The sequence below is a fragment of the Salipiger pentaromativorans genome, from assembly GCF_024721115.1.
GTDB lineage: Bacteria > Pseudomonadota > Alphaproteobacteria > Rhodobacterales > Rhodobacteraceae > Salipiger > Salipiger pentaromativorans.
This window is the reverse complement of sequence record NZ_JAMDHK010000008.1, coordinates 50,065-66,471: the sequence shown is the minus strand read 5'-3', so window position 1 is coordinate 66,471 and position 16,407 is coordinate 50,065. Positions and strand designations below refer to the sequence as shown.

14 protein-coding genes are annotated in these 16,407 nt (G+C 67.2%); 7 read left to right on the top strand and 7 right to left on the bottom strand.

Features of this window, described 5'->3' with window-relative positions:
* Nucleotides 1–4 precede the first annotated feature (4 nt).
* From M4578_RS13745 to M4578_RS13720, 6 genes are all read left to right on the top strand, one after another.
* Nucleotides 5–1,696, top strand: a complete 1,692-nt coding sequence (locus M4578_RS13745) for a thiamine pyrophosphate-binding protein (RefSeq protein ID WP_258093854.1) — start codon at nucleotides 5–7, stop codon at nucleotides 1,694–1,696.
* Between the two features lie 91 nt (nucleotides 1,697–1,787).
* Nucleotides 1,788–2,807: an extracellular solute-binding protein gene (locus M4578_RS13740; protein WP_258093853.1), complete on the top strand. Its 1,020-nt coding sequence runs from the start codon at nucleotides 1,788–1,790 to the stop codon at nucleotides 2,805–2,807.
* A gap of 115 nt (nucleotides 2,808–2,922) precedes the next feature.
* The gene (locus M4578_RS13735) at nucleotides 2,923–4,014 is read left to right on the top strand and encodes an ABC transporter ATP-binding protein (RefSeq protein WP_258093852.1); all 1,092 of its coding nucleotides are present in this window, start codon (nucleotides 2,923–2,925) and stop codon (nucleotides 4,012–4,014) included.
* A 1-nt stretch (nucleotide 4,015) separates the two neighbouring features.
* Nucleotides 4,016–4,876: an ABC transporter permease gene (locus M4578_RS13730; protein WP_258093851.1), complete on the top strand. Its 861-nt coding sequence runs from the start codon at nucleotides 4,016–4,018 to the stop codon at nucleotides 4,874–4,876.
* The gene (locus M4578_RS13725; RefSeq protein WP_258093850.1) at nucleotides 4,873–5,667 is read left to right on the top strand and encodes an ABC transporter permease; all 795 of its coding nucleotides are present in this window, start codon (nucleotides 4,873–4,875) and stop codon (nucleotides 5,665–5,667) included. The genes M4578_RS13730 and M4578_RS13725 overlap by 4 nt, the downstream gene beginning before the upstream one ends.
* Before the next feature lie 97 nt (nucleotides 5,668–5,764).
* The gene (locus M4578_RS13720; protein ID WP_258093849.1) at nucleotides 5,765–6,496 is read left to right on the top strand and encodes a UTRA domain-containing protein; all 732 of its coding nucleotides are present in this window, start codon (nucleotides 5,765–5,767) and stop codon (nucleotides 6,494–6,496) included.
* A 42-nt stretch (nucleotides 6,497–6,538) separates the two neighbouring features.
* On the opposite strand, the gene hutU is transcribed toward M4578_RS13720, so the two are convergent.
* The 4 genes from hutU to hutI are packed head-to-tail and all read right to left on the bottom strand — an operon-like array spanning nucleotide 6,539 to nucleotide 11,731.
* Nucleotides 6,539–8,218 (bottom strand): urocanate hydratase, encoded by a 1,680-nt coding sequence (gene hutU, locus M4578_RS13715; RefSeq protein WP_258093848.1) that lies wholly within the window; start codon nucleotides 8,216–8,218, stop codon nucleotides 6,539–6,541.
* A gap of 11 nt (nucleotides 8,219–8,229) precedes the next feature.
* A complete protein-coding gene (hutG, locus tag M4578_RS13710; protein ID WP_258093847.1) occupies nucleotides 8,230–9,024 on the bottom strand; it encodes an N-formylglutamate deformylase in 795 nt (264 codons plus the stop codon).
* On the bottom strand, nucleotides 9,021–10,550 hold the full coding sequence (hutH, locus tag M4578_RS13705) for a histidine ammonia-lyase (RefSeq protein WP_258093846.1): 1,530 nt from the start codon (nucleotides 10,548–10,550) through the stop codon (nucleotides 9,021–9,023). The genes hutG and hutH overlap by 4 nt, the downstream gene beginning before the upstream one ends.
* Nucleotides 10,547–11,731, bottom strand: a complete 1,185-nt coding sequence (gene hutI, locus M4578_RS13700; protein ID WP_258093845.1) for an imidazolonepropionase — start codon at nucleotides 11,729–11,731, stop codon at nucleotides 10,547–10,549. Before hutI ends, hutH begins: the two co-directional genes overlap by 4 nt.
* Before the next feature lie 91 nt (nucleotides 11,732–11,822).
* On the opposite strand from hutI, the gene M4578_RS13695 reads away from it, so the two are divergent.
* Nucleotides 11,823–13,169: a formimidoylglutamate deiminase gene (locus tag M4578_RS13695; protein ID WP_338054559.1), complete on the top strand. Its 1,347-nt coding sequence runs from the start codon at nucleotides 11,823–11,825 to the stop codon at nucleotides 13,167–13,169.
* Between the two features lie 145 nt (nucleotides 13,170–13,314).
* Here the strand turns inward: M4578_RS13695 and M4578_RS13690 are convergent, their stop codons facing one another.
* The 3 genes from M4578_RS13690 to M4578_RS13680 are packed head-to-tail and all read right to left on the bottom strand — an operon-like array spanning nucleotide 13,315 to nucleotide 16,404.
* A complete protein-coding gene (locus M4578_RS13690; protein ID WP_258093844.1) occupies nucleotides 13,315–14,268 on the bottom strand; it encodes a sugar-binding transcriptional regulator in 954 nt (317 codons plus the stop codon).
* Between the two features lie 38 nt (nucleotides 14,269–14,306).
* Nucleotides 14,307–15,314 (bottom strand): hypothetical protein, encoded by a 1,008-nt coding sequence (locus tag M4578_RS13685; RefSeq protein ID WP_258093843.1) that lies wholly within the window; start codon nucleotides 15,312–15,314, stop codon nucleotides 14,307–14,309.
* Nucleotides 15,315–15,318: 4 nt separating this feature from the next.
* On the bottom strand, nucleotides 15,319–16,404 hold the full coding sequence (locus M4578_RS13680; RefSeq protein WP_258093842.1) for an ABC transporter ATP-binding protein: 1,086 nt from the start codon (nucleotides 16,402–16,404) through the stop codon (nucleotides 15,319–15,321).
* Nucleotides 16,405–16,407 lie beyond the last annotated feature (3 nt).

Here is a 16,407-nt window from a genome sequence, read left to right as displayed (position 1 = left end):
AATCATGCGAAAAGGTGCGGAAATTCTGGCCGACGAGCTTCGGCTCAACGGGGCGGACATCGTCTATCACGTTCCCGGAGAGAGCTTTCTGGTGGCGCTCGACACGCTGGCCACGCGGCACCCCGAGATCCGTGCGGTGAGCTGCCGCCACGAAAACGGCGCGGCGCAGATGGCCGAGGCGCATGGCAAGCTGACGGGGCGGCCGGGCATCGCCTTTGTCACCCGCAGCCCCGGCGCGACGAACGCGGTCAACGGCGTGCATACGGCGTTTCAGGACAGCTCGCCGATGATCCTGATCGTCGGGCAGGTCAAGCGTGCGATCCTCGAGCGCGAGGCCTTCATGGCCTATGATTTCCGCACCATGTTCGCGCCGATGACGAAATGGGTGGCGCAGATAGACGATGCGGCGCGCATCCCGGAATTCGTGCAGCGCGCCTATGCCACCGCCATGTCGGGGCGGCCCGGTCCCGTGGTGCTGGTGGTGCCCGAGGACGTGCTGGAAGAGACCGCCGAAGTGGTCTCGGACCGGCCCGCCGGTCTGGCCCGCGCGGGGGCGCCCGCGCCCGAGGATCTGGACCGGATCCTTGCCATGATCGCGGCCGCGCGCCATCCGCTGATCGTGGTGGGCGGCTCGGGCTGGACCGAGGCCGGGCGCGAGGCAGTGCAGCGCTTTGCCACCGGCGCCGGGCTGCCTGTGGTCACGACCTTCCGGCGGCGCGACATCATCGACCACCGGCTCGGCTGCTACGCGGGCGAGATCGGGATCGGCTCGAACCCGGCGCTTCTGGCGCATATCCGCGAGGCGGATTTCATCCTGATGCTGAACGACGCGCTGAGCGACGTGAACACCATCGGGGCGGGCTATATGGAAGGCTTCACGCTTTTCGACATCCCGCATCCGAAGCAGACGGTGGTGCATGTCATGCCCTCGGGCGGTGATCTGAACCGGGTGTTCCAGGTGGATCTGGCGCTGGTGCAGGACACCGAGCGGTTTGCGCAGGCGCTGGCGTCGCGGCCCGTCACGCCGCAGCCGGGCCATGCGGAGTGGAGCGCGCGGCTGCGCGCCACGCTGCTGGAAGAGCGCGCGCCGCAGCCCTGTCCGGGCGATATCGACCTGCCGGGCGTGATGGGCTGGCTGCGCGCGCGGCTGCCCGAGGACGCCATTCTCACCAACGGGGTGGGGGCCTATGCGACCTGGAGCCAGCGGTATTTCCCGCATTACCGGTTGCAGACTCAGCTCGGCCCGATCTCGGGGTCGATGGGCTATTCGCTGCCCGCCGCGATCTCGGCCAAGCTGAGCTTTCCCGACCGGATCGTGGTCAACCTCGTGGGCGACGGCTGTTTCCAGATGAGCTGCGAGGAGATGGCGACCGCCGTGCAATACGGCGCCAATGTCATCACTGTGCTGTTCAACAACAGCCTCTACGGCACGATCCGCATTCACGAGGAAAACCGGCTCGACGGCCGGGCCAATGGCACGGATCTGGTGAACCCCGATTTCACCGCCTGGGCCCTGTCCTATGGCGCCCACGCAGAGCGGGTCACCCGGACCGAGGAGTTCGGGCCCGCCTTCGAGCGCTGTCTGGCGGCGGGCCGACCCGCGCTGATCGAGATGATCGTCGATCCCGAGGCGATCCATTGTCGCTATTCGCTGAGCGATCTACGCGCCCGCCGCGCGGCGCGTGCGCAGCAGTGACGACCGAAAGACCGCGCCGAGCCCGCCGCAGAAACGGGCTGGCGTTTCGACCGGGCGGTTCCGCCCACCCCTTTCAACAGGAGACATGGAAATGAACACCACCCTTGCCCTTTCGGCCACGCTGCTGGCCGCCTCGGCGGGCATCGCCGCCGCCCAGGACTGCACCTTGCGGGTCACCACCTGGGGCGGCAGCTATCAGGCCACCTACGAGTCGGTTGCCGAGGCATTCGAGGCCGAGCACGATTGCACGATCCAGTGGGTCGTCGGGTCGAGCCCCGATCACCTCATCAAGTCGCGTCTGGGCCAGGTCGACGTGACCACCAACACGCTGCTGAACTCGATCGCGGGCGAGAAAGAGGGCCTGTGGCTGGAACTCGACGCAGCCCAGATCCCCAATATGGTCAATCTCTACGAGAACGCGGTCTATTCGCCCTACACGATCTTCGCCAATGTCGGCGATTACGTGCTGGCCTATAACACCGATCACATCGCCGAGGCGCCGGAAAGCTGGGATGCGCTGTGGAATCCCGATTACAAGAACCACGTCCTGATCTACGGGTTCGACCACATTCCGACGCTCAGCCTGACGGTGCTCAAGGCCGAACAGAACGGCGGCGACATCGACAATATCCAGCCGGGCCTCGACCGCATGGCCGAACTGGTCAACAGCGGCAACCTGATCGGCGGGCTCGATGTCGAAAGCCAGATGGTCTCGCTGTTCCAGACCGAAGACGCCTGGCTTGGCATGCTGGCCACCGGCCGTATGAAGGAGCTGCTGGGCAAGGGCGTGACCAATGTCGCCTTCACCCGCCCCGAGGAAGGCACCTTCCCGCTGATCACCACGATGAACATCACCAAGACCGCCACCGATCCGGAAATGGCCGCGGCCTTTGTCGATTACATCCTCAGCCCCGAAGTGCAGCTCGCCTTCGCGACGCGCAATCTGTACGCGCCGACGGTGAACAACGCGCCGATCCCCGCGGATTTCGAGCTCGGCGAGCTGCTGGTGCAGAACGAGGCCTTTGGCCGCCTGTTCCTGCCCGATCAGGAAAAGATCACCGCGAACAAGGCGGCATGGCAGCAAAAGCTGAACGAGATGACGACGAACTGATCTCCCTGGCGCCGCGGGCAACGATCCGCGGCGCTTGACTTGGGTCCGCCCGGCGGGCGGACCTATTTTTACGCCGGCCCGGTTGGCCAGCGCACCAGACGGATACGGTGACAGCATGCCCGACGACGCCATTCAGGTCGATGCAATCCAGAAGCTTTACGGCACGATGAAGGCCGTCGACGACGTCTCGTTCAGCGTCGCGCCGGGCGAGTTCGTCTCGCTGCTCGGGCCGAGCGGCTGCGGCAAGACGACGAGCCTGCGCATGATTGCCGGGTTCATAGAGCCCTCGGGCGGGTCCATCCGGGTGCATGGCCGCGATGTGACCCATCTGCCGCCGGAAAAACGCGATGTCGGTTTCGTGTTCCAGAACTATGCGCTCTGGCCGCATATGACGGTCGCCGAAAACGTTGCCTTCGGCCTGAAGCTGCGCCGCAAGAGCCGCCGCGAGATCGCCGCGAAGATCGAGGAATCGCTCTCGGTGACCGGGCTCAGCGGCTATGAGGACCGCCTGCCCAAGCAGCTTTCGGGCGGCCAGCAGCAGCGCGTCGCGCTGGCCCGCGCGCTGGCGCTCGAACCCGAGCTGCTGCTGATGGACGAGCCGCTCAGCAACCTCGACCGCGCGCTGCGCGTCACCATGCGGCGCGAGCTGAAGGAGCTTCAGGCGCGCATGAAGATGACGACACTCTATGTCACCCACGACCAGGAAGAGGCGCTGTCGATGTCGAACCGGGTCGTGATCATGAATGGCGGCCGCGTCGAGCAGATCGCCCGGCCCTATGAGCTTTACGAGACCCCGGCGAGCAGCTTTGTCGCCGATTTCGTCGGGATCACGAATTTCTTCGAAGGCACGCTTATGCGCTGCGCCGAGGACTGGGACGAGGTGCGCCTCGCCTCGGGGCAGGTGCTGCACGCCCGCGCCGGGGCAGGGCAGGGTGGGCAGCCGGGCGATGCGGTCCGGGCGCTGATCCGTCCCGAGCGCGTGACGCTTCTGTCCGGGCCGGAGGAGGGCGCCAACATCCTGCGCGGGCAGGTGATGCTGGCGGAGTATTTCGGTGCCGTACTGCGCTATTCCGTGCGGCTCGACAGCGGCGAGACGCTGCGTCTCGAGGTGCATAATTTCGACGCCATTCTGGAGAACGGCACGCCGGTGCATGTCCGGGTGCCGCCGGAACATCTGCGGGTCCTCCCGCTGGACGGGCGGGCCTGAGATGCTGCGCCGGGTCCTGCCGCCGCTTCTCCCTGCCTTGCTGGCGCTGCTGATCTTCGTGGCGCTGCCGATGCTCTGGGTGGTCCGCACCAGTTTCAACGAGCTGGTCGATGGCGCCTATATGGTCGAGGCGCTGAGCCTCGACAATTACACCCGCTTTCTGGGCAACCCCTGGTATCTGGTCAACACGCTGTGGTTCTCGGTGCGGATCGCCCTTCTGGCCACCGCGATTTCGGTGATCTGCGCCTATCCGGTCGCGCTCTACATTGCGGGGACGCGCGGGCTTTTGCGCAACGTGCTGATGTCGCTGGTGATGGCACCGCTGCTCATCGGTCTGGTAACGCTGGTCTATGGCTGGATCGTGATCTTTCGCGGCGGCGGGTTGCTGAATTCGCTGATGATCGCGCTGCATGTCTATGACGAGCCGGTCCGCTATATGTGGAACATCAAGGGGGTGGTGATCCTGCTGGTCTATATCGGCGCGCCCTATATCGTGCTGTCGCTGCTGGATTCGATCGAGAAAATCAGCCCCTATCTGGTCGAGGCGGCGCGCAATGTCGGCGCCAGCCGCTGGACGGCGTTCTGGAAGATCGTCTTTCCGCTGACGATGCCGGGGCTTTACGCCGGGCTGGTGATCGTCTTTTCCCTGAACTTCGCCGCCTTCGCCGTGCCGCTGATGGTGGGCGATTCCAAGACCCAGATGATCGGGCTGGTGATCTATCGCGAGGCGTTGCTGAACAACGACCTGCCCTTCGCCTCCGCGCTCTCGGTGATCATGGTGGCGGCCAACACGCTCATCCTGCTGGGCATGGGCGCGCTGTTCGGGCGGTTGATCCTCAACAAGCTGGAGGTCAAGCAATGATGCGGTTCGATTTCGGCGCGCTGGCGCTGCGCGGCTTTACCGCGCTGATGATGCTGTTTCTGATCTTTCCCATCGGGGTGACGCTGCTGGTGTCGCTGAACCCGCGCGAATTCGTGCTGCCGCCGACCGGGATCACCTTTGAATGGTTCCGCGCCGCCTGGACCTCGGAAACCTTTCTGCGCGGCATGAGCGTCAGCCTGGTGCTTGGGGTTTGCGCCTCGCTGATCGCCAACGCGCTGGCATTGCCGGCGGCCATGGCGCTGGTACGGTGCGATTTTCGCGGCAAGGCGGCGGTGAACCTGCTGCTGATGTCGCCGATGCTTATCCCGACGACGATCTTCAGCCTTGCGCTCTATATCTATTTCGTGCGTCTCGGCTACGGCTCGGGCCTGCTGCCGCTGCTGGTGGGGCATGTGATCCATGTGATGCCCTATGCGCTGCGGATCCAGACCGCGAGCCTGCACCGCTTCGACCCCTCCTTCGAAGAGGCGGCGCGCAATGTCGGGGCGGGGCGGCTGCGGACGCTGGTCTCGATCACCCTGCCGGTGATGCGCACCGGGCTGGTTTCGAGCTTTGCGCTCTGCTTCATCCTGTCCTGGAACGATTTCCCGATCTCGGTCTTCCTGGCGCCGCCGGGCTGGACGCCGCTGCCGGTCGAGCTCTTCTCCTACATCAAGTTCCAGTACGACGCGGTCGCCGCGGCGCTGGCCAGCTCGCTCATTGTGCTGTCCGCCGTCGCGATGGTGCTGATCGACCGTTTCGCCGGGCTGCGCAGGGTCATGCGTAGCTGAAAGACGGCATGGGGTCCGCGCCACAGCAGGCGCGGGCTCTTCAGTTGCAGCTCTGGGCAAGATGGGCGACACTCGGCGCACGCAACGAGTTTTCCCAATGCCCGCACTGCAAAAGCCCCAGACACTGCATGAAACCATTTTGCAGGATTTGCGGGCCAGGATCGTCGACGGCGACTGGAAGCCGGGATTCCAGCTTCCGAAAGAGACAGAGCTTGCCGCGCAGTTCGGGGTCAGCCGGATGACGATGAACAAGGTGCTGACGCAGCTCACGCGCGAGGGGTTTCTGCTGCGCCGCAAGAAGCTCGGCACTTTCGTGACAGAGCCCCGGGCGCAATCGGCGGTGATGGAGATCACCGATCTCGAAAGCGAGGTCGCGGCGCTTGGCAAACCCTACCGTTTTCAGTTGCTGGAGCGTGCGCTGCGGCCGTTGCGCCCGGACGATGTGCTTGGCACCGAAGACGCGACGATCTCGGAAGAGGCCGATCTGCTGTATCTGCGCGGGGTGCATTTCGCGGGGGCGCAGCCGTTTTGCCTTGAGACGCGGCTGATCAATCCGCAGGAGGCGGAGGGCGCTCTGGAGCAGGATTTCACGGAGGTGCCGCCCGGGCGCTGGCTGCTTGCGACGGTGCCCTGGGGCTCGGCCAAGCACCGCATCCGTGCGATCCATGCCTCGTCCGACGATGCCCGCGCGCTGAAGATTTCCAAAGGCGATGCCTGCCTCGAAATCGCGCGGCGGACCGAAGCGGCCGGGGCCTGGGTGACCTGGGTCCGGCTGCTTTATCCCGGGGACAGCCACCAGATCGTGGCTGATTTCAAACCGTCATCCTAGCGGTGTTGTTCCGGGGGCGCCCACCCTCTGGTGGGCGACCGGTCAGAGGATGCGTGGCAGCCGCAGCCCGTGCTCTTTCGCGCAGGCGATGGCCTCGGGATAACCCGCATCCGCGTGGCGCCAGACGCCCGAGGCAGGGTCGTTCCACAGCACCCGCTCCAGCCGTTTCGCCGCCTCCGGCGTGCCGTCGGCGCAGATCACCACGCCCGCGTGCTGCGAAAACCCCATGCCGACGCCGCCGCCATGGTGCAGCGACACCCAGGTGGCGCCGCTGGCGGTGTTGACCAGCGCGTTCAGCAGCGGCCAGTCCGAAACGGCGTCCGAGCCGTCGCGCATCGCTTCGGTCTCGCGGTTGGGGCTCGCCACCGAACCGCTGTCGAGGTGGTCGCGTCCGATCACCACCGGCGCCTTCAGCTCGCCGCTCGCCACCATCTCGTTGAACTTCAACCCGGCGCGGTGCCGGTCGCCAAGCCCGATCCAGCAGATCCGCGCGGGCAGGCCCTGAAAGGCGATGCGCTCGCGCGCCATGTCGAGCCAGCGATGCAGGTGCTCGTTCTCGGGGAAGAGCTCCTTCATCGCCTGATCGGTCTTGTAGATGTCTTCCGGATCGCCCGACAGCGCCGCCCAGCGGAACGGACCGATGCCCTTGCAGAAGAGCGGGCGGATATAGGCGGGCACGAAGCCGGGGAAGGCAAAGGCATTCTCCAGCCCCTCCTCCTTGGCCATCTGGCGGATGTTGTTGCCGTAATCCAGCACCGGCACGCCCGCCTCCCAGAAACCGACCATGGCGGCGACATGCTCCTTCATCGATGCGCGGGCGGCGCGGTTCACCGATTGCGGGTCGCTTTCCTGCTTCTCGCGCCATTCGGCGACCGACCAGCCCTTGGGCAGATAGCCGTGGAACGGATCGTGGGCCGAGGTCTGGTCGGTCACGATGTCGGGGCGGGGGCCGCCGTCCTTCATGCGCTTGAGCAACTCGGGGAAGACATCGGCGGCATTGCCGATCAGCGCCACGGATTTCGCCTCGCCCGCCTTGGTCCAGCGGTCGATCATCGCAAGGGCGTCGTCCAGCGAATGGGTTTTCTCGTCGCAATAGCGGGTGCGGATGCGGAAATCGGCGCGGCTCTCGTCGCATTCCACCGCAAGACAGCAGGCGCCCGCCATGACGGCCGCCAGCGGCTGCGCGCCGCCCATGCCGCCAAGCCCGCCGGTCAGGATCCACTTGCCCTTGAGATCGCCGCCGTAATGCTGGCGCCCGGCCTCGGCAAAGGTCTCGTAGGTGCCCTGCACGATGCCCTGCGCGCCGATATAGATCCAGGACCCGGCGGTCATCTGGCCGTACATCATCAGGCCCTTCTTATCGAGCTCGTTGAAATGCTCCCAGGTGGCCCATTCCGGCACGAGGTTGGAATTGGCGATCAGCACACGCGGCGCGTCCGTATGGGTGCGGACGATGGCGATGGGCTTGCCGGACTGCACGACCAGCGTCTCGTCTGCCTCCAGATCCTTGAGGCTGGCGACGATGGCGTCGAAATCGTCCCAAGTGCGGGCGGCGCGGCCGATGCCGCCATAGACCACCAGCTCGTGCGGGTTCTCGGCCACGTCGGGATGCAGGTTGTTCATCAGCATCCGCAGCGGCGCCTCGGTCAGCCAGGACTTGGCGTTCAGCTCGGGGCCGGTGGGCGGAAAGACGTCGCGGAGGTTGTGGCGAGGGTCGGTCATGGCGTGTCCTTTCAGGCGAGCGTCGCGGCGACGTCGATCAGGTCTTGCAGAGCGGGTTTGAGGATGGCGCGCAGGGTCTCGGCCTTGTCCGGGTCGAGCGCAAAGGGCGGTTCCTCGGTGGCGAGATGGCTGGATTGCGCCAGCTCCATCTGGATGGCGTGAAATCCCTCTTCGGGGCGGCCATAGCGGCGCGTCGTCCAGCCACCACGGAAGCGGCCGTTGAGGATATGTGTGCGACCCGAGGCGGCGCAGCGGTTGAACAGCGCGCGTTCGATGGCAGGCGCGCAGGTGGCGCCGTTGTTGGTGCCGATGTTGAAATCGGGCAGGGTGCCGTCGAACAGCCAGGGGATCACCGAGCGGATCGAATGGCAGTCATAAAGCACCGCCACGCCGTGGATCGCCCGCACCCGCTCCAGTTCCGCCTCCAGCGCCGCGTGATAGGGCGCGTGCCAGGCGGCGAGGCGGTCGGCGCGGTCGGCATCGGTGGGGCCGGCGCCCTCTTTCCAGATCGGCGTATTGTCGAAGGTCACTTCGGGGATCAGCCCGGTGGTGGTCTGGCCGGGGTAGAGCGAGGCGCCGGCAGGGTCGCGATTGGCGTCGATCACATAGCGGTGGAAATTCGCCTGCACGGCGGTGACGCCGGGGATCAGGTCGCGGTAGAGCGACTCGATATGCCAGTCGGTGTCGCGCAGCAGCGCGCCCTCGTCATTGAGCCGCGCGCGGATGGCGTTGGGCACATGGGTGCCCGTGTGCGGAAAGCCGAGGACGAGCGGGCTGTCGCCCCGGGTGACGGTGACGGGGGTCATCGGGCGATCTCCGGAAGCAGGGCGCCGACCGGCGCGGTGAGCTGGCCGGAGGCGACCAGCGCGCCGGCGGCTTCCATGTCGGGTGCCATGTAGCGGTCTTCGAATAGCTGCGGGACCATTTCCCGAAGTCGGGAAATCGCTTCTTGCAGCGCGGGCGAGGTGGCCAGCGGGCCGCGCAGGGCGATGCCCTGAGCGCCGGTCATCGCCTCGACCCCGACGATCCAGAACAGGTTCTGTGTCATTGGCAGCAGGCGGCGCGCGCCGTGGCAGGCCATGCTCACATGGTCTTCCTGATTGGCCGAGGTGGGTGTGGAATCCACCGAGGCCGGATGCGCAAGCTGCTTGTTCTCGCTCATCAGCGCGGCGGTGGTGACCTCGGCGATCATCAGGCCCGAGTTCAGCCCCGGTTTCGGCGTCAGGAACCCCGGCAGACCGTAATTCAGCGCGGGATCGACCAGCAGCGCGATACGGCGCTGCGCGATGGCGCCGATCTCGGCCACCGCCAGGGCGATCTGGTCGGCGGCAAAGGCCACCGGTTCGGCGTGGAAATTCCCGCCCGAGACGATGCGCCCGTCCGATAGCACCAGCGGGTTGTCGGTGGCGGCATTGGCCTCGATCTCGAGCGTGCAAGCCGCCTGCCGCAGCAGATCGAGACAGGCGCCGCCCACCTGCGGGTGGCAGCGGATGCAATAGGGATCCTGGACGCGCTCGTCGCCCTCGCGGTGGCTGTCGCGGATCTGCGACCCGTCGAGCAGCGCGCGCAGGGCGGCGGCCACGTCGATCTGGCCGCGATGGCCGCGCAGCGTGTGGATCTCCTCGACGAAAGGGGCGGTCGAGCCCATGGCCGCATCGGTCGAAAGCGCGCCGGTGACGATACTGGCCTGCAAGGCGCGCTCGGCGCGAAACAGGCCCGCCAGCGCCAGCGCGGTCGACACCTGGGTGCCGTTGATCAGCGCCAGCCCCTCCTTGGCGGTCAGCGCTATCGGGGCCAGCCCGGCCCGTGCCAGCGCTTCGGCGCCGGAACGGCGGTCTTTGCCGATCCAGGCTTCGCCCTCGCCGATCATCACGGCGGCCATATGCGCCAGCGGCGCAAGATCGCCCGAGGCGCCGACCGAGCCCTTTTCGGGGATGACCGGCATCACGCCCTTGGCAAGCATCGCCTCCAGCAGCGCAACCAGGTCGGGCCGCACGCCCGAGGCGCCACGGCCCAGCGACATGAGCTTCAGCGTCATGATCAGCCGCACGATTTCGGGCGCCAGCGGATCGCCGACGCCGCAGCAATGCGACAGGATCAGGTTGCGCTGCAAGGTTGCCACGTCGCCCGGCGCGATGCGGATCGAGGCGAGCTTGCCGAAGCCCGTGTTGATGCCATAGACCGGCGCGTCGCCTGCGGCGACCTCCGCCACACGGGCACAGGCGGCCTCGATGCCCGGCCGGGCATCGGGCGTCAGCCGCGCGGGCGTGCCCTGCCAATAGACCTCGGCAAGCGTGTTCAGCGTCACGTCGCCCGGCGAAAGGGTAATCATGCGAATTCTCCCTTGAAGACCCGCGCTTTCAGCGGGTTGAATCCGATCCGGTTGACCAGCAGGGCGGCGCTCTCGGCCTCCCACAGCGCGAAATCCGCCGAGAGACCCGGCGCGATGCGCCCGGTCTCCGCCCCAAGCCCCAGGGCCGCGGCGGCATGGCCCGTCACCGCGGCGAGGCATTCGGGCACCGTCAGGCGAAACAGCGTTGCCCCCATGTTCATGGTCAACAGCAGCGAGCTGAGCGGAGAGGTGCCGGGGTTCAGGTCGGTGGCCAGCGCCATCGGCACGCCATGGCTGCGGAAGGCGGCAACCGGCGGCTGCTGGGTTTCGCGCAGCGTATAGAACGCGCCGGGCAGCAGTACGGCCACGGTTCCGGACGCGGCCATGGCCGCCGCATCCGCCGCGTCGGCATATTCCACATGGTCGGCCGACAGCGCCTTGTAGCGCGCGGCCATCCGGCAGCCGCCCGACTGGCTGAGCTGCTCCGCGTGCAGTTTGAGCGGCAGGCCCAGCCGTGTCGCATGGGCGAAGAAAGGCTCCAGCTCCTCGGTGGAAAAGGCGATGCTTTCGCAAAACGCATCCACCGCATCCACCAGCCCCTCGGCCACCGCCAGGTCGAGCCCGGCGATGGCGACCTCGCGGATATAGTCTTCGGCGCGGCCCGCATAGGCCGGGGGCAGGGCGTGGGCCGCCAGCCAGCTCGTGACGATGCGCACCGGGCGCAGCTCTTGCAGGCGGCGCGCGGCGCGCAACATGGTCAGTTCCGCCTCGATCTCCAGCCCGTATCCGGATTTCACCTCGACCGTGCAGACCCCTTCGGCCAGCAGATGGTCGAGCCGGGGCAGGGCGGTGGCGACCAGCTCGTCGACCGACAGCGCCCGGGTGGCCGCCATGGTCGAGGCGATGCCGCCACCCTCGCGCGCGATCTGCTCATAGCTCGCGCCTTCGAGCCGCAGCTCGAATTCGCGGGCGCGGTGGCCGCCATGGATCAGATGCGTGTGGCAGTCGATGAGCGCCGGCGTCATCAGCGCACCGCCGCAATCGACGATTTCGGCCCCGGCGCGGTCGAGCGCCGCGCCCACCGCCAGGATACGCCCGTCCTCGGTCAGAACCTCGAGCGGTTCCGGCGTCACACCTTCCGCGCCGGTGATCACCCGCGCCTGTGTCCAGAGCTTTCGCATCGCTCGCCTCTTTCCTTGGGATTCGATTAAGTATATACATATTGACAGCGAGGCGGGAAGCCCGAAAGCGCAGAGGAGGCTGAGAGAGGTCATGCAAGCGATGCACCTTGCCGCGAGATGGGCGTTGCTGCCCGAGGGCTGGGCGGAAAACGTTCAGCTCACCGTCGAAAACGGCGTCATCTCGGATTTGGCCCCCGCGCGCGGGGCCTCGGCCCCTCGGGTGGATTGCCTGATCCCCGGCGCGGCCAACCTGCACAGCCACGCCTTCCAGCGCGGCTTTGCCGGGCTGACCGAAGCCCGTGGAGCGGCGCGGGACAGTTTCTGGACCTGGCGCGAGATGATGTATCGCTTTGCCTTGCAGCTCGATCCGGACGGGGCGCAGGCGATTGCCGAAATGGCCTATGTCGAGATGCTGGAGGCGGGTTACACCCGGGTGGGCGAGTTCCATTATCTGCATCACGCGCCGGACGGTGGCGCCTATGAGGATCCCGCCGAGATGTCGGCGCGGATCTTTGCCGCCGCCGGGGCGACGGGGATCGCGCTCACGCATCTGCCTGTCTTCTACGCGCATGGCGGCTTCGGCGGCCAGCCCGCGGGCGCGGGCCAGCGGCGCTTTCTGCACGAGCGCGACGCCTTTCTGGCGCTGGTCGAGCGGTGCGAGGCCATGGCGCGGCCCGGCGATGTGGTGGGTTATGCGCCGCACTCCCTGCGCGCGGCCGATGCCCCGGATCTGCGGGCGCTGGCAGAGGCATTGCCGGGGCGCCGGGCGCATATCCATGTGGCCGAGCAGGTGAAGGAGGTCGAGGATTGTCTGGGCTTCTGCGGGCGCCGCCCGGTGGAGCGGCTCTTCGAGACCGTGGAGGTCGGGCCCGGCTGGTGCCTGATCCACGCCACCCATCTGACCGATGCGGAACGGCGCACCATCGCGGGTTCGGGGGCCGTCGCGGGGCTTTGCCCGGTGACCGAGGCCAATCTGGGCGACGGGCTTTTTCCGGGGCCGGCCTATCTGGCCGAGGGCGGCGTCTTTGGCATCGGCACCGACAGCAATGTCCACATCGGTCTGGCGAATGAGCTGCGCTGCCTGGAATACGGCCAACGGCTTTTTGCGCGGGAGCGGAACGTGATGGCGACAGAGCCCGGCTCGACGGGAACGCAGCTACTGCGGCGCGCACTTGCGGGCGGCGCGCAGGCGCTGGGGGCGCCGGATGCCGCGATTGCGGTGGGCGCGCCCGCCGATCTGGTTGCGCTGCACGATCCGCTGGGCCTCGGCAGCGACGGCGCGCAGATGCTGGATCGCTGGCTGTTCGGCCCGGATGTCCGGGTGTCCGACACCTGGGCGCGCGGTGCGCATCTGGTGCGCGAGGGGCGGCATGTGGCGCGCGAGGCCGTCGCCGCGCGCTTTGCAACCGTCGTGCGCGAGGTGCTGGAGCGCGCCTGAGGGGCGGATGATTGCGGCCCAGCGTGCCGATGGCTGCTCCCGGTGGCCGGGTTCTCTATCTACGGGGCGCGGCGGCCCTTGCCGGCGGGCGAGGGATGCGCCTGGTATGTCCCGAACCTCTCCGGGAGGGCGCCCGGACCGTTCGTCAGGGCAGTTCCCCATCGCCAAGCAGCGCTTCGGCAAGGACCGTATCCAGCACCAGGTGAGAGACGTAGCCGCCGCGCAGCGCCGCGCGGGTGGCGTCGAGTTTCTCGAGCCCGTAGACCACCACCAGCCCCTCCATCTCGCGCAGCACGTCAAGTTCGGCGCCGATCATGCGCCGGTCCAGCTCTCCGGCCACAGGCGTGCCGTCCCGGTCGATGAAGCGCCCGGCGATGATGCCAACGGCGCCTTCGGCAACGTAGTCCGCCACGTCCTGTTCGGTGGCGAGGTTGAACTGCACCACATGGGTGTCGGGGGTGCAGGGGCTCAGCGAATAGATCGCCTTGTTGCAGTCGCGCAGGCGGTCGAGCTGTTCGGCGATGATCGGCTCCGCGCGCAGCCTTTCGGCCAGACCGGCCTCGGTGCAGACGGCGGGGGCGTTGAGGTTGATGCATTGCGCCGAGAGGCGCCGGGCGATCTCGGTGGTGCAGCTTTCGCAGGTCGGCAGCAGCGGGTTGGCCAGCGAGCCGATGAGCTGGCGCACGACGAGCCCGTCGACCGGCCACCAGGGCACACGCTCGGAGACGAAGGAGACGGTCTGCCCCCAGCTTACGCCGAGCGTGTCGCCGGGCCGGACGAAATCGGGCAGGAACTGCGCCGCCGCCTCGCAGACCTGCTGCGCGGTCTCGGCGCGGCTCCCTTCCTCGGGCACCACAAAGGCGCTTTCCAGCCCGAAGCGCTCACGCAGCCCGTCGGCCAGCGCGTTGACCCGGAAATGCGCGCCCTGGATCTTCACGCCGACGATCTGGCGTTCTTTGGCCAGCCGCAGATAGGCCACGACCGTGGGCCGCGACAGGGCCAGGTGCTTGGCGATATCGGCCTGATTCAGCCCCTTGATATAGTAGAGCCAGGCAACCTCGGCGACGATCCTGTCGGAGGGGTGGTTCGAGCGGACCATCTTGGGCCTCGTCTTGCGGCGCTGCGGATCGGCGCACACTAGACGGCGACCGGGGTGGCGTCAAAGCGCAACACCTCGCTGGTGATTGTCAGATCCGCGTCGAGCGCGCGGTCGGGATGCAGGCCCTTGCGCGCGAGATCCGCGTGATAGCCCCGTACCGCCTCTTCGGGCGTGGCGGCGCGGTCGGCGACACGCCGCATCCAGGCGATCAGCAGGCACTGGTCCTCGGCCTGGTTGATCTTGCGCCCGAAAAGCGCCAGCCGCGCGCCGTGGCGTTCGGATTGCGCGATCAGCTCGAACGTGTCGCGATGGGTGGCACCGGCACCGCCCAGCACGCCCACCACCATCGAGGGGTCATGCGCGGCAAGCTGCTGCATCGCCTCGGGGCCGTTATAGGCGACCTTGAGGAATTCCGGGCGCTCGGCCCGGGTCATGCTGGCCTGTAGCCGGAGAATGCAATCGGTGACATAGGCGCCGAGCGCGTCTTTGGCGACGGCATCGGGGCGGTTGGGGTTGAAGACCTCCAGAAAGTGCTTCACCCCCGCGGCCCGCGCCTCGCGGCGAAAGGCGGCATAGGCATCGAGCATCTTTGTGTCGGCCTCGGCGTCGTTGTTGAAGGTCAGCGAATAGAGGCACAGATCGCCCGGCGCAAAACCCAGATCGGCGCCGCGATAGGGGCGGGAAGGGGCTTCGGTATAGCGCCCGCCGCGGATATTTCCCCAAACGCAGGTGGTTTCGTTGCCGCGAAAGGCGGGTTGAATGGCGCTGCCGCGAAACGCCTGCGCCTCGTTCAGCGCGTCGAGATTGCCCGCCGAGGTGAGCATGATGTCGACCACGTCCTGGTCGATCACCGCGCGGATCTGGTCGAGGAATTCGGGCCGGGTGCGTGGCCCGGCGGGCCGTCCCTGCGCATCACGGCGCGATCCGGTGGCGGGGATGCCGCCGGTCACGTCGGCATCCTTGGCGTCGGCGATCATGTAATCGCCGGTGGTGTACACTCCGGCACGGATCCGGGCGAGCTTGGCAGCGTAGCGGGTGGCGGTCATCGGATCACTCCTGACGAAGACTGTCGCCCGTTTCCGGGTCGAAGGCGTGGATATGGTCGGGCGAGATGGCGAAACACACGCTGTCGCCCGGCGAGAGGCTGCGGAACGCCTGGGTCACAAAGGAAATTTCCTGCCCCGCGACCTCGGTGATCACCTGACCCTCGGCGCCCATGTTCTCGACCAGCACCACCTTGCCGCTGAGCGCGTTCTCGGCACCGGGCTCGCAGAGATCCATGCGCGCCGGGCGCAGGCCCAGCTCGACCCGCTGCCCCGGTTTCAGTGTCGTGAAGGCCTGGGGCGAGAGGTGCAGGGTCATGCCGCCGCCATGCGCGGTGAGCCGGTCGCCGGCGACGATCTCGGCATGGACGAAATTCATCGCCGGGGTGCCGATGAAATCCGCCACGAACCGCGAGGCCGGGCGTTCGAAGATCTCGTCCGGGCTGCCCATCTGCTCGATCTTGCCGTCGCGCATCAGCACGATGCGGTCGGCGATGGTCATCGCTTCGAGCTGGTCGTGGGTGACAAAGATCGTCGTGGTCTTGAGCTGCATGTGGATCTTGCGGATCTCGGTGCGCAGCTTCTCGCGCAGCTTGGCGTCGAGATTCGACAGCGGCTCGTCGAACAGGAAGACCTGCGGCGTCTTGATCATCGCGCGGGCCATGGCGACGCGCTGCTGCTGGCCGCCCGAGAGGTTCCTGGGACGCCGGTCGAGGAACTTTTCCAGCCCCAGAAGCTCGGCCACCTGAGTCAGACGCGGTTCGATCTCGGCGCGGCTGGCGCCCTGACGGCGCAGGCCGAAGGTGATGTTGTCGCGCACCGACATATGCGGGTAAAGCGCGTAGCTCTGGAACACCATGGCGACGCCGCGCTCGCCCGGCGGCAGGTCGGTGACGTCGGTGCCGCCGATGGCGATGCGCCCGCCGGTCACCTCTTCGAGCCCGGCGATCATCCGCAGCATGGTGGATTTGCCGCAGCCCGAGGGGCCGAGGAAGACCACGAACTCATGGTCGGGGATGTCGAGCTGAAGCCCCTCGATCACCGGGTGGGCGCCATAGGCTTTGACGATGTCGGTACAGGTAATATTGGCCATGGG

What these genes read in the sequence shown, in the direction of transcription:
- M4578_RS13735 (WP_258093852.1), top strand. Translation starts at nt 2,923, where the DNA reads ATGCCCGACGACGCCATTCAGGTCGATGCAATCCAGAAGCTTTACGGC.
- M4578_RS13690 (WP_258093844.1), bottom strand. Translation starts at nt 14,268, where the DNA reads ATGGTCCGCTCGAACCACCCCTCCGACAGGATCGTCGCCGAGGTTGCC.
- M4578_RS13740 (WP_258093853.1), top strand. Translation starts at nt 1,788, where the DNA reads ATGAACACCACCCTTGCCCTTTCGGCCACGCTGCTGGCCGCCTCGGCG.
- M4578_RS13730 (WP_258093851.1), top strand. Translation starts at nt 4,016, where the DNA reads ATGCTGCGCCGGGTCCTGCCGCCGCTTCTCCCTGCCTTGCTGGCGCTG.
- M4578_RS13695 (WP_338054559.1), top strand. Translation starts at nt 11,823, where the DNA reads ATGCAAGCGATGCACCTTGCCGCGAGATGGGCGTTGCTGCCCGAGGGC.
- M4578_RS13725 (WP_258093850.1), top strand. Translation starts at nt 4,873, where the DNA reads ATGATGCGGTTCGATTTCGGCGCGCTGGCGCTGCGCGGCTTTACCGCG.
- M4578_RS13680 (WP_258093842.1), bottom strand. Translation starts at nt 16,404, where the DNA reads ATGGCCAATATTACCTGTACCGACATCGTCAAAGCCTATGGCGCCCAC.
- M4578_RS13685 (WP_258093843.1), bottom strand. Translation starts at nt 15,314, where the DNA reads ATGACCGCCACCCGCTACGCTGCCAAGCTCGCCCGGATCCGTGCCGGA.
- hutI (WP_258093845.1), bottom strand. Translation starts at nt 11,731, where the DNA reads ATGCGAAAGCTCTGGACACAGGCGCGGGTGATCACCGGCGCGGAAGGT.
- M4578_RS13745 (WP_258093854.1), top strand. Translation starts at nt 5, where the DNA reads ATGCGAAAAGGTGCGGAAATTCTGGCCGACGAGCTTCGGCTCAACGGG.
- hutG (WP_258093847.1), bottom strand. Translation starts at nt 9,024, where the DNA reads ATGACCCCCGTCACCGTCACCCGGGGCGACAGCCCGCTCGTCCTCGGC.
- M4578_RS13720 (WP_258093849.1), top strand. Translation starts at nt 5,765, where the DNA reads ATGCCCGCACTGCAAAAGCCCCAGACACTGCATGAAACCATTTTGCAG.
- hutH (WP_258093846.1), bottom strand. Translation starts at nt 10,550, where the DNA reads ATGATTACCCTTTCGCCGGGCGACGTGACGCTGAACACGCTTGCCGAG.
- hutU (WP_258093848.1), bottom strand. Translation starts at nt 8,218, where the DNA reads ATGACCGACCCTCGCCACAACCTCCGCGACGTCTTTCCGCCCACCGGC.